This is a genomic window from Sorangium sp. So ce327 (assembly GCF_051530205.1).
Classification (GTDB): domain Bacteria; phylum Myxococcota_A; class Polyangia; order Polyangiales; family Polyangiaceae; genus Sorangium; species Sorangium cellulosum_B.
Genome location: NZ_CP150330.1, coordinates 10,367,405 through 10,380,104, shown reverse-complemented (window position 1 = coordinate 10,380,104; position 12,700 = coordinate 10,367,405). Strand labels below are relative to the sequence as shown.

At 71.7% G+C, this 12,700-nt stretch carries 7 protein-coding genes; 4 read left to right on the top strand and 3 right to left on the bottom strand.

Annotated features, from left to right (window positions below):
• Positions 1–14 precede the first annotated feature (14 nt).
• Positions 15–857 carry a PfkB family carbohydrate kinase gene (locus WME95_RS38860; protein ID WP_437904362.1) on the bottom strand — a complete coding sequence of 281 codons (843 nt, stop codon included), beginning with the start codon at positions 855–857 and terminating at the stop codon, positions 15–17.
• A gap of 517 nt (positions 858–1,374) precedes the next feature.
• On the opposite strand from WME95_RS38860, the gene WME95_RS38855 reads away from it, so the two are divergent.
• Both WME95_RS38855 and WME95_RS38850 read left to right on the top strand, forming a co-directional pair.
• Positions 1,375–5,178 carry a M23 family metallopeptidase gene (locus WME95_RS38855; protein ID WP_437904361.1) on the top strand — a complete coding sequence of 1,268 codons (3,804 nt, stop codon included), beginning with the start codon at positions 1,375–1,377 and terminating at the stop codon, positions 5,176–5,178.
• 213 nt (positions 5,179–5,391) lie between these two features.
• Positions 5,392–6,867 (top strand): ATP-binding protein, encoded by a 1,476-nt coding sequence (locus WME95_RS38850; protein ID WP_437904360.1) that lies wholly within the window; start codon positions 5,392–5,394, stop codon positions 6,865–6,867.
• A gap of 80 nt (positions 6,868–6,947) precedes the next feature.
• Here WME95_RS38850 and WME95_RS38845 read toward each other — a convergent pair whose 3' ends face one another.
• Positions 6,948–7,850 carry an MBL fold metallo-hydrolase gene (locus WME95_RS38845; protein ID WP_437904359.1) on the bottom strand — a complete coding sequence of 301 codons (903 nt, stop codon included), beginning with the start codon at positions 7,848–7,850 and terminating at the stop codon, positions 6,948–6,950.
• A complete protein-coding gene (locus tag WME95_RS38840; protein ID WP_437911072.1) occupies positions 7,847–9,031 on the bottom strand; it encodes an acetyl-CoA C-acyltransferase in 1,185 nt (394 codons plus the stop codon). The genes WME95_RS38845 and WME95_RS38840 overlap by 4 nt, the downstream gene beginning before the upstream one ends.
• 612 nt (positions 9,032–9,643) lie before the next feature.
• On the opposite strand from WME95_RS38840, the gene WME95_RS38835 reads away from it, so the two are divergent.
• Both WME95_RS38835 and WME95_RS38830 read left to right on the top strand, forming a co-directional pair.
• On the top strand, positions 9,644–10,207 hold the full coding sequence (locus WME95_RS38835) for a peroxiredoxin (RefSeq protein WP_437904358.1): 564 nt from the start codon (positions 9,644–9,646) through the stop codon (positions 10,205–10,207).
• Positions 10,208–10,486: 279 nt separating this feature from the next.
• Positions 10,487–12,622: a glucan endo-1,3-beta-D-glucosidase gene (locus tag WME95_RS38830; protein ID WP_437904357.1), complete on the top strand. Its 2,136-nt coding sequence runs from the start codon at positions 10,487–10,489 to the stop codon at positions 12,620–12,622.
• Positions 12,623–12,700 lie beyond the last annotated feature (78 nt).

Below are 12,700 nucleotides of genomic sequence, written 5' to 3'. Positions count from 1 at the left end.
GAGGTGGACCCGAGTCACGGCGCGATAAGCGCCGTCTGCGTCTCGATCGGATCGATCCCGCGCAGCACGGCGGCGCCGTGCGGTCCAGCGAGGCGACAGGCTTCCTCGACGGGGAGGCCGTGGGCGAGATAGAAGGTGAGCGCCCCGGCGAAGCTGTCGCCGGCGCCGTACTCGCCGAGGACGCGGTCCGGCGCGGGCGGCGCGTCGACCAGCGCGGCGCTCCCCGGGCGGAGGACGCGGACGGGCCGCGGCCCGTCGGTGAGCACCAGCGCGCCGGGGCAGGGGTCGTACGCGTCGAGCGGGGCGTTCTCGCGCGGATCGGAGGCGCTGCCGATGACCACGTCGGGGGCGATCGCCGCCGCCCGGAGCGCCGCGCCCCGGCGGGCGGTCACCACGAGGCGACGCGCGGCGCGCGCGAGGCGCAGGCTCTCGGGGTCGGCGCCGGTGAAGTACACGGCGTCGCAGCCGGCGAGGATCGACCAGGGGAGCGGGTCGGTCGCGGCGGGCTGGAGCGGGGCCGCGGTGACGAGGATGGTGCGACGGCCGTCGGCGTCCACGACGACCACCACGCGCGGGTGGTCCACGGCGCGCACCGCCGCGTGGACGTGCACGCGCCCCGGCGCGACGCGGATGCGCTCCTCGACGGCGCGCGCCGCCGCGTCGTGCCCGAGCGCGGTGAAGAGGTGGATCTCGGCGTCGCCCCGGCAGAGCTGCGCGAAGGCGAGGCCGCCGCCCCCGCCGGGCAGGAAGCGCGCGTCGAGCAGGTGAACGATGTCGCCCGGCTGGGGGACGCCCTCGGTGCGGCCGAGCGTCACGTGCTCGACGTGACCCACGACGGCGATGCGCGGCGCTGCCATGCCGCTCGACATAGCACGGCGGTGCCGCGCCGCGCGGGCGCCTCCTGGCCGCCGCCCGGCCGGAGCACGCCCGCGTCCCCAGCCCCCCGCGCTCCCCGCCACGCCCGGCGACGCCCCTCGCCGGCCATGCCCGCCACGCCCGGCGACGCCCCTCGCCGGGTATGGCCGGCGGCGCGCGGGAAAAGAGGATCGGTGCCTGTCAGAAGCCGGACGGCCGCGGCGTAGGAACGGGGGTGGCCGTCGAGCCACACCCGATCCGCGCCCTCCTGCGCGCCAGGGCCAGCCGCCGTCGCGCGCTGGTGAACGGAGACGCACGCGCGACGGCCGCGCGACGCGCGACGCGCTACCGGCAGCGGCGCGCTGGCGGGAGGGCTTTGTCTGCCCGGCTTCTCATCAACGATCCATGTCCAGAGGAGATCAACACCGTGCTTCAACACGCATTCGATAGATCCATCCGGTACCCTGCGCCATGCCTCGCCGCCGCGCTCGTCGCGGGCCGCGGGAGGACGGGCGCATCATGAGGAGGCTCTGCAAAGGCGCGCTCCTCGTGGCGCTCGCCGTCGGGAGCACCATCGCGAGCGCGAGAGACGCGCGGGCTGCAGAGGGCGCCACCGCCTTCTGGAACAACGCCGTCGAGGTCGAGGTGTCGGGCGGCGCCCTGACCCGCGGCCCGGGCTGGGGCTGGAGCGCCGGCGCCTCGTCGGTCCAGCAGATCGAGGCGGGCGACGGGTTCGTCGAGTTCTCCACGAACGAGGCGAACCGGACCAAGATCGCCGGGTTGAGCCACGGCGATGAGAGCCAATCGTTCTGGGACATCGATCACGGGGTGCTCCTTCGCGCCGACGGGGGCGTGGAGATCCTCGAGCAGGGGTACGGGAAGGGCTACTTCGGGACCTACCAGGCCGGCGACGTCTTCCGCGTCGAGGTGTTCGATGGCCAGGTGCGTTATCGCAAGAACGGGGTCGTATTCTATACGAGCCACACGGAGCCCACCTACCCGCTGGCGCTCGACGCCAGCCTGCACGACGAGGGCGCGACCGTCACCAGCGCCCAGGTCACGAGCTGCACGGCCGGCGACGAGAGCTGCATGCCGCCGGGGTTCTGGAAGAACGTCCGCTACGCCCCGGCGAACGGGACCTTGCTGACGCGCAGCCCCGGCTGGGGCTGGCACGCCGGGGCCTCGTCGGTCCAGCAGATCGAGGCCGGCGACGGGTTCGTGGAGTTCTCCACGAACGAGGCGAGCCTCGACAAGATGGCAGGCCTCGGCAACGGCGACGCCGATCAGGGCTTCGGGGACATCGACTATGCGGTCTTTCTGCGCGCCGATGGAGGCCTGGAGATCGTCGAGCAGGGGTACGGGAAGGGCTACTTCGGGACGTACCAGGCCGGCGACGTCTTCCGCGTGGAGGCGTTCAGCGGCCAGGTGCGTTACCGCAAGAACGGGCTCGTGTTCTACACGAGCGCCACGGCGCCCACCTACCCGCTCGGGCTCGACACCAGCCTGAACCACGAGGGCGCGACCATCACAAGCGCCCAGGTCGCGAGCTGCGCGGCCGGGGACACGAGCTGCATGCCGCCGGGGCTGTGGCGGAACGTCCGCTATGTCACCGCCAACGGAGGCGTGCTGACGCGAAGCGCCGGCTGGGGCTGGCACGCCGGGGCCTCGTCGGCCGAGCAGATCGAGGCGGGCGACGGGTTCGTGGAGTTCTCCACGAACGAGGCGAACCTCCAGAAGATGGCGGGCCTCGGCCACGGCGACGCCGATCAGGGCTTCGGAGACATCGATTACGCGATCTACCTGCGCGCCGATGGAGGCCTGGAGATCGTCGAGCAGGGGGTTGGACAGGGGTACTTCGGGACGTACCAGCCGGGCGACATCTTCCGCGTCGAGGTGTTCAATGGCCAGGTGCGTTACCGGCAGAACGGGATGGTATTCCACACGAGCAACACGGCGCCCACCTATCCGCTCGGGCTCGACACCAGCCTGAACCACGAGGGCGCGACCGTCACAGGCGCCCAGATCATGAGCTGCGCGGCCGGGGACGAGGGCTGCATGCCGCCGCAGGAATGGAAGAACGTCCGCTACGCCACGGCGAACGGAAGCCTGTTGACCCGCGACGCCGGCTGGGGCTGGCACGCCGGGGCCTCGTCGGCCGAGCAGATCGAGGCGGGCGACGGCTACGTGGAGTTCTCCACGAACGAGGCAGACCTCCAGAAGATGGCGGGCCTCGGCCACGGCGACACGGACCAGGGCTTCGGAGACATCGATTACGCGATCTACCTGCGCGACGACGGGGGCCTGGAGGTCTACGAGCAGGGCGTTGGACAGGGATACTTCGGGAGCTACGAGGTCGGGGACGTCTTCCGCGTCGAGGTGTTCAATGGCCAGGTGCGCTACCGCAAGAACGGGATGGTGTTCCACACGAGCACCACGGCGCCCACCTACCCGCTCGGGCTCGACACCAGCCTGGACCACGAGGGCGCGACCGTCGCCGGCGCCCAGGTCGTGAGCTGCGCGGCCGGGGACACGAGCTGCATGCCCCCCGGGCTATGGCAGAACGTCCGCTATGCCACCGCCAACGGAGGCGTGCTGACGCGCACCGCCGGCTGGGGCTGGCACGCGGGGGCCTCGTCGGCCGAGCAGATCGAGGCGGGCGATGGCTATGCTGAGTTCTCCACGAACGAGGCGAGCCTCGAGAAGATGGCGGGCCTCGGCCACGGCGACGCCGATCAGGGCTTCGGGGACATCGACTATGCGATCTACCTGCGCGCCGATGGGGGCCTGGAGATCTACGAGCAAGGGGCTCTACAGGGGTACTTCGGGACCTACCAGGCCGGCGACGTCTTCCGTGTCGAGGTGTTCAATGGCCAGGTGCGGTACCGCAAGAACGGGCTGGCGTTCCATACGAGCCTGACGGCGCCCACCTATCCGCTCAGGCTCGATACCAGCCTGAACCACGAGGGCGCGACCGTCGCCGGCGCCCAGCTCGTGAGCTGCGCGGCCGGGGACACGAGCTGCATGCCGCCGGGGTTCTGGAAGAACGTCCGCCATGCGCCGGCGAGCGGGGGCTCGCTGGCGCGCGCCGCCGGCTGGGGCTGGCACGCAGGGGCCTCGTCGGTCCAGCAGATCGCGTCGGGCGACGGGTACGTGGAGTTCTCCACGAACGAGACGAACCGGTACAAGATGGCGGGCCTTGGCCACGGCGACGCCGATCAGGGCTACGGAGACATCGATTACGCGATCTACCTGCGCGGCGACGGGGGGCTGGAGATCTACGAGCAAGGGGTTGGACAGGGCTACTTCGGGACCTACCAGGCCGGCGATGTCTTCCGCGTCGAGGTGCAGAGCGGCCAGGTGAGCTACCTGAAGAACGGGGCCGTGTTCCACACGAGCAGCGCGGCGCCCACGTACCCGCTCGAGCTGGATACCAGCCTGTACGACGACGGCGCGACCCTCACGAACGCGTCGGTCTCGGGCGCCGGCGGCGGGGGGGGCCCGACAACCGGCTGCGGCGAGGTGGGGCCCGGCGACGAGCTCAGCGGCACGAAGGTGCCCACGTTCTGCAATCACCCCACCACGATGCCGAACGGGGATGCGCCGCCCATGGGGCAGTACTTCGGCCATACGTGCACCTCGGTCGTGCTCCAGACCGTCTATTACACGCACACCTCCGGCAACCACAGCGGGCTCGATTTCTCCGTCCCGGCGCGCAGCCCCTTGTACTCGGTCGGCTATGGAAAGGTCATGTGCGCCGGGCGAGACGCCTGCACAGGCAGGTACCCCACTGCCCGGGGCGCGCCTTCCCAGATCGATCTCACGATCCGCTATGGCTCGGTGTACGTCATCTACGGGCACGCCGCGTCGAGCCTGGTCGCCGAGGGCGATCTCGTCGTCCCGGGGCAGGAGATCGGCGAATCGTCGGACTGGCCAGGCAACGATCACCTGCACTTCGAGGTCCGCCGCGTCGCCGACAACAAGGCGCCGAACCCGGTGCCCTTCTTCTCGTCGGCCCTCCGGAGCTATCTCGAGGGCACCGTCACCGACGCGCACTTCTGCACGGGGCACTTCGATGATCAGGCGGACGTGGGGTTCACGGCGACCACCCAGCTCGACGAGCGGCCGTGCACGGACGCGAACGACGGCACGACCGGCCCGATCCGCTGCCAGGGGGTGTGCGACTACAGCCCTGCGGACTGCGAGGTAAAAACCTACGGCGATGGGCGCAGGGAGGTGCGCGAGTACTGCAGCGTCTTCAGCTGCGGCGGCGGCACATTCGCCTGCGGGCTCCGCCGGAACACGGCCGCCCAGGCGTGCCAGTGACACCCGCGCCGTGACGCCGCCCATCCTCGGCCAGCGCTGTCGAGCCGAGCTCGCCGGCGCTGCCGTCTGGCCGGGCTCCACCCTCCGCCATGGCGCCGTCACCAGCCGCCGCGGAGACGCGCCGCGCCCGCGGGCGAGCGTGGAGGGCCGCGCCGCTCGGGGGCGGCGGTGCGTACGAGTTGCCTCGGGCGCGAAATCGGATCAATCGACGCCATGGAATCAGCAGTGGCGCGGCGCGCGCCAGAGCTCGGCTCCTCGAGGCGGCCAAGCCTGAGCACGCTCCTCGGGATCGCGACGTTTCTCCTCACGGGCGCGGCGATCGCCGTGGTCGCCGCGCTCATGGCCGCCGCGGCGACCATGCAGCAGGCCACCGGGATCCTCGGCGACGCGATCGAGAGCGTCCGCCTGGTGCACAGCCTGCAGATCGACCTCCTCCGCGATGCACATCAGATCCACCGCGGCGCTGGGTCCGCCAGCGGCGGGCCGATCTCCACCTTCCACGAGTGGGAGATCGAGCTAAGGGAGGGCCTTGCGGAGGCTCACCGTCACGTGAGCAGCGAGGAAGAGAGCGGCGTGCTCGTCGACGCAGAGCGGCGCGTCGACGATTACCTCGTCGGGCGTCGAGCCGGCGATGCCGGCGGCTCACCCCCCTCGCCGGACGCGCCGGCGCTGGTCACCGATTCGCTCGCTTTCGACGAGTCGTTCAAGGCCCTGGACCGCCTTGTCGAGATCAACCTCCATCAGGCCCGTGAGTCCCAGGGGCTCATCGAGCGTCTGGGCCGGCGCGCGACCACCGCCGGCGTCGCCGCCGTCATCTTCTTCATGGCGGGCGCGTCCCTGGTCCTCATCAGCGCGCGGCGGCTCGTCTACGGCCCCGTCGTCGCGATCCAGGAGGCGATCGGCCGCTACGGCGCGGGGGACCGCGCCGCGCGCGCGCCGCTCGTCGGGCCGCGCGAGCTCGGGGACATCGCGCGGGCCTTCAACAGCACGGCAGAGTCGCTGGAGCGCCAGCGTGAGGCGCAGTTCGCGTTCCTCGGCGGCGTGGCGCACGACCTCAGGAACCCGCTCTCGGCGCTCCGGCTGTCGGTCGGCTTCCTCAACGACGGAGGCCCCCCATCCGAGCCGCGCGTGCAGCGGACCATGGCGCTCGTCGGGCGGCAGGTCGATCGCCTCGAGCGCATGGTCGGGGACCTCCTTGACGCGTCGCGGATCGAGGCGTGCAAGCTCGACCTCCGGGTCGAGGATCGCGACCTGCGCGAGCTCGTGCAGGAGGCGGCCGAGCTCTACCGCCCGGTCTCGCCGCAGCACCCGATCGAGCTCTCGCTCCCCGAGGCGCCGGTGCTCGTCCGCTGCGACGCGGCGCGGATCCAGCAGGTGCTCAACAACCTCCTGTCGAACGCGCTCAAGTACTCTCCCACCGGGGGCCAGGTCGACGTGGCGGTCCACGGCGGCGCGGGCCGCGCCGAGATCGCGGTTCGCGACCGCGGGGTCGGGATCGATCCGGCGGATCTGGCGCACCTCTTCGAGCCGTTCCAGCGCCTCAAGGCGTCGGCGGGCGCGATCCCGGGGACGGGCCTCGGGCTCGCGGTGGCGAAGCGCATCGTCGAGGCGCACGGCGGCCGCCTCCTCGTCGAGAGCGAGCCGGGCGCCGGCTCGGTGTTCCGGGTCGAGCTGCCGCGTGCGTCCTGATGGGCGAGGCGGTGCACGAGGCCGCGGCGCGCGAAGCGCGACGCCTCCACGAAGTGACCCCGCTCCGCCCGGCCGTACGGTCAGGCGCCTGCCCCCGCCGCGCGCCGCCATCGGTCCTCGCGGCGCACCACCCGCCCCTCGCGCTCCAGCTTGATCAGGTGAGCCTCGAGGCTCAGCCGCGCGAGCGGCCAGACGAGCGGCGCTGTGTCTGCATAGACGACCGGCAAGAGCGCCTCGATCGGCGTGCCGCCTGCGCCGCCCGCGCCGGCCTCGCTGCCTGCGCCGGCCTCGCTGGCCGCCTCGAGCGCCGCGACCACCAGCCGCTCCCGCCCCAGCCGGTGCGCGATGTAGCGCCGGAACAGCGCCTCCGGCGCGTCGATCGGCCCGCCGTGCGCCGGCAGCGCGATCCGCGCCCCGAGCCCCGCGAGCCGATCGAGCTGCGCGAGGTACTCCGCCATGTCGCCCTCCCGGGGATCGATCAGGATGGTCCCCTCGCCGGCGACCATGTCGCCGCAGACCAGGGCGCCCTGCGCCTCGTCGAGGAAGCAGAGGTGGTCGGGCGCGTGCCCCGGCGTGTGGAGCACCCGCAGCGCCGTCGGCTCCGGCCCGCCGAGCCGCACCACCTCCCCGTCCGCGAGGCGGCGCGCGAGCGGGACGCCCGGGAGGCGCGGGGCCGCCTCGGCGTGCCCCCAGACAGGCAAGCCGAGCTCGGCCGCGAAGAAGCGCGCGCCCCCGACGTGGTCGGCGTGGTGGTGGGTCACCGCGATCGCCACGATCGACCGCCCCTGGGAGGCGAAGCCGCGCGCCCAGGCGAGCCACTCGCGGCGCTCGTCCTCGTACGGCGTGGCCGGCTCGACGAGCAGCACCTCGCCGCCGCCGAGCGCGTAGCTGTTCGTGTGGGTCGCGGGCGGCAGGGTCGGCGTGCGCGCGGGGAAGGCCTCCACGCCGCGCACGCCGGGCCCGACGGGCTGCGGGCGGATCACCGCTCCACGACGACCGCGAGCGCCTCGCCGCCGCCGATGCAGAGCGTGGCCAGGCCGCGCTTCGCGTTCCGGTCCTTCATGGCGAAGAGCAGCGTCGTCAGGATGCGCGCCCCGCTCGCGCCGATCGGGTGGCCGAGCGCGACCGCGCCGCCGCGGACGTTGACCTTCTGGGCGTCGAGCCCGGAGAGCTTGTTCACCGCGAGCGCCACCACCGCGAACGCCTCGTTCACCTCGAAGAGGTCGATCTGGTCCGTCGGGATGCCGAGCTTCTTCGTCGTGTTCGCGATGGCCGCGGCCGGCGCCGTCGTGAACCACTCGGGCGCCTGCGCGGCGCCGCCATAGCCCACGATCCGCGCGAGCGGCGTGAGCTTGTGCTCCTTGACTGCCCGCTCGCTCGCCAGGACGAGCGCGCTCGCGCCGTCGTTGATCGACGACGCGTTGGCCGCGGTGATCGTCCCGTCCTTCTGGAACGCGGGCTTCAGGGACGCGAACTTCTCGGGCTTGCCGGCGGGCGGGCCCTCGTCCTCCTTCACGATCACGGCGTCGCCCTTCCTCTGCGGGACGGAGACGGGCGCGATCTCCGCGGCGAAGAGCCCCTCGCGCTGGGCCGCGACCGCGCGGCGGAAGCTCTCCTTCGCGTACTCGTCCTGCGCCTCCCGCGAGAAGCCGTGCTCCCTGGCGCACGCGTCGCCCGCGGTGCCCATGTGGAAGTTGCCGTACGGATCCCACAGGCCATCGTGGATCATGCCGTCCACGAGCTTGCCGTCGCCCATGCGGTAGCCCGTGCGCGCCTGCGGGAGGTAGTAGGGCACGTTCGACATCGACTCCATGCCGCCGGCGACGACGACGTCCGCGTCGCCGAGCGCCACCGTCTTCGCGCCGAAGATCACGGCCTGGAGGCCCGAGCCGCAGACCTTGCTCACGGTGGTGGCCGGCACCTTGCTCGGGATGCCGGCGAAGATGGCGGCCTGCCGGGCCGGAGCCTGCCCGATACCGGCGGACAGGACATTGCCGAGGAACACCTCCTCGACGGCCTCCGGAGACAGCTTTGCCCGCTCGAGCGCCGCCCGGATGGCGACCTCACCCAGGCGGGGGGCGGGCAAGGGCGAGAGTGCGCCCTGGAACGCGCCGATCGGCGTCCGGGCCGCTGCGACGATGTACACGGGGACGGGCAGGGTCATGATCTCCTCCAGCAGCGCTGATGCCATTTCATTCGATGACGCCAGCCATGCGCCTTGCGAATGTGCCTTGGGTACCTCGGTTGCCCTGGGGGGGCAAGCCGGCCCCGGCGACGCTCCGCTGCCTGCGCGGTCGCGCGCGCGGTGGCCTGCGCGGTTCGTTCGGTTCGCGCGGTTCGCGCGGTTCGCGGGTTCACATCCTCATCGCGCGCCCCCTGCGTCGCTCCGCCGGCCGGGCTCTTCGCGACCGGGCTCTTCGCGATCCCCTCGAGATCGTATGTCACCACGCAGTCGTCCGTCGCGCCCGCGCGCCGCGCCTCGCGGGAGGGGCGCCGCGGCCGCGCGCAGGCGCGGGATACCGGGAGTGGAGAGCGCCGTCGTCGTGCGGCCGCTCGCGGACGGAATCCAAGCTCCGCCCGAGCCGGATCCAGGCTGGCCCTGAGCGCCCGCGCCCTCCGGGCCGGGGCCCCGCCGACTGAGCGCGGCGCGCGGCGACGCTGGCGCGGGCCGGGGGGCGCTATGTGGTACGCCGGGGACGTCGCGTGATATCGTGCGCGCCGATGGGGAAGGGGGGCTGTCCTCCCTGCGCCCGGGCGGACAAGGAGCGAACGAGCGATGGTGAATGCTGGCGATCGTGCCCCCGATTTCTCTCTCGAAAGCGACAGCGGTAAGACGGTGGGCCTCGCGGATTTCCCGGGCAAGACGGTCGTCCTCTACTTCTATCCAAAGGACGACACCCCCGGCTGCACGCGGGAGGCCCAGGCCTTCTCCGCGGCCCTGCGCGCCTTCGCCGATGCTGGCGCCGTCGTGCTCGGCGTCTCCCGCGACTCCGTCGAACGCCACCGGAAGTTCAGGGACAAATACGATCTCGGGGTGACGCTCCTCAGCGATCCGGATCTCGCCGCGCACAACGCTTACGGCGTCTACGGCGAGAAGTCGATGTACGGCAAGAAGGTGATGGGCACCATCCGGAGCACCTTCATCATCGGCCCCGATCGCGCGGTGAAGCACGCCTTCAGCGCCGTGAAGGTCGACGGACACGCGGACGAGGTGCTCGCGCTCGTGCGCGGAGGCGGCAGAGGCGAGGCGCCGCCCGCGCCTGGAGCACGGGCACCCGCGAAGAGCGCGGCCAAGACGCCTGCGAAGAGCGCGGCCAAGGCGCCCGCGAAGACGCGATAAAGGACCCCAGGAACCGTCGGACAACGACATAGCCGACTCGGGGCGTGCGGGTCGTCGATCGCCTGATGGATGGCATCGCGAGGGCCTCCGGCGCGGGGACGGCGGGCTCGCCAAGCTGGACGGGCCCGGCGCTTCATGAAAGAATCTGTACCGTTGCTTGCAAATCGATGAAACTACCACGACACCAGGGCTCATCTCTCGATCCGCTTCGCGGCAGGTGGAGCGATGAGCGCTGGAGCGAGGGAGCGAGGGAGCTGGATTATGATGTTGAAGCATCCGATGCTACGGACTTTTGCTTTGCTGAGCTGCCTCTCCGCGATCGCCGCGTGCGGCGACGATGAGCCGCCGCCCAAGGTGACCGAGGGCGACGGCGGCGGAGGCAGCGGGGGGGACGGCGGCGGCGGCACCGGCGGCACCGGCGGCGTGCCGGTCGAGACGTGGGATCTCGACCGCAGCAAGCCGCTCTCGGACGTCGCTCCGGAGTTCATGGAGGCGGAGCACCCGCTCGCGCCGGGCGCCGTGCTGGCCGATCTCAAGGCCCCGCTCCCCACGAACGCGACCTGGATGAACTTCGCTCTCGGCGCGGGCGATCAGCGGATCAACGCCGCGCCGTACGACCTCAAGGCGGTCCGACAGGCGCTGTCGATCTCCCGGCCCGACGTCGTGGTGCAGAGCACGGCCGTCACCTCGGCGGACCTGACGCAGCTCGCGCTCAGCGCGCGTCAGGCCTTCTCCGGCCACACCGTCAAGTCGGCCGATCTCCTCTCGGTCACCGTGGAGTGGGCGGCGGAGGGCGGCACGATGACGGCGCCCATCGTGTACGGGATGCCGTACGTGACGGCCACGTACGACGGGCTCGCCCCCTCCGTCCGCGCCGGCGACGGCGTGGCGATCACCGAGGTCAACGGCGAGTCGACGAGCCCCACAACGGTCACGGGCGACCGATTCGAGATCTCGCTCAACAACGGTCAGACGTGGGTGCTCTATGCGTTCCCCGAGATCAGCCTCGAGTGGGACGCCCTCTCCATGACGGCGGACGAGCCGTACGAGGGCTCGCTCCGCCTCGCGCTCGTCCCCGGGCCGAACGCCGCGGCCGCGCTCGACGACCACGCCGCCGTCATCCCGGTCGGCGGCGACATCGAGGCTTCGGTCACCGAGGACAACGCCACGGTGCGCTTCGTCTGGAAGACCGAGGGCGAGGGCGATCTCCTGACCATGGCGCTGCCGCACCATCTGGATCACCTCGATATGTTCAAGACGGCGGACGTCTCGTACCCGACCGTGATCGGCCAGATGAAGGGCATCTCCGGCGCGAGCTGGGAGCTCGAGTACCCGCTCAGCACGATCGGCTGGGACGCGCCGCGCCGCGCCTCGGACGAGTGGGGCGAGGCCATCATCGCGGCCCTCGAGGAGGACAAGGGCTTCATGCCCGACGAGGCGGTCGCCGGGACAGACCCCTATTTCGGGGGCAAGCAGCTCGCGAAGCTCGCGCGCCTCGCGCAGATCGCCGAGGTGGTCGGCAAGGCGGATCTCGCGGAGGAGCTCAGGGCGCGGCTCAAGTCGCGCCTCAACCCGTGGCTCAACGGCCAGAACGACAACCCCCTCGTCTACGACACGACCTGGGGCGGCCTCGTGACGACCAAGGGCCTGACGGACGAGGCCGCCGACTTCGGCCAGGGGTATTACAACGATCATCACTTCCACTACGGCTACTTCCTCTACGCGGCGGCCGTGCTCGCGAAGAGCGATGAGGCGTGGCGCGAGGAGTACGGGGACAAGGCGCTCTGGCTCGTCCGGGACATCGCCAACCCGAGCGCCAAGGACACGTTCTTCACGCCGTTCCGCAGCATGGATTGGTTCAGGGGCCACTCGTGGGCGTCAGGGCTGTTCCCGTTCGCGGACGGCCGCAACCAGGAGTCGACCTCCGAGGCCGTCAACGCCTGGTACAGCATGCAGCTCCTCGGCGAGGCGCTCGAGAACGAGGACGTGGAGAACCTCGGCCGGGTGCTCCTCGCCATGGAGACGGCCTCGGCGCAGACGTACTGGCAGGTGACCGCGGACAGCACCGTCTACCCCGAGCCGTTCAAGAACAAGGGCGCCGTCGGCGTGCTCTGGTCCACGAAGGCCGACTTCGGGACGTGGTTCGGTCCCAACCCCGAGTACGTCTATGGGATCCAGCTGCTCCCGATCACGCCGATCTCGGAGTCGCTCATCTCCAAGGACTGGGTCCAGGACGCGTGGCCCGAGATCTCGGAGACCACCGCGACCGCGGAGGACCCCTGGAAGGCGTTCCTGATCGCGGCGCACGCGACCGTCGACAAGGAGGCCGCCTGGGAGGACGCGCAGGCGCTCACCGCGCTCGACGACGGCCTCAGCCGGACCGCGCTCCTCTACTGGATCGCCACGCGGCCCTGAGCCGGCCGCCCTCTCCCTGAGGCGTCCCCTCAAGTTCTTCGGGAGATTCACAGGGAGGCGGGGAGGCGGGGAGGGAAA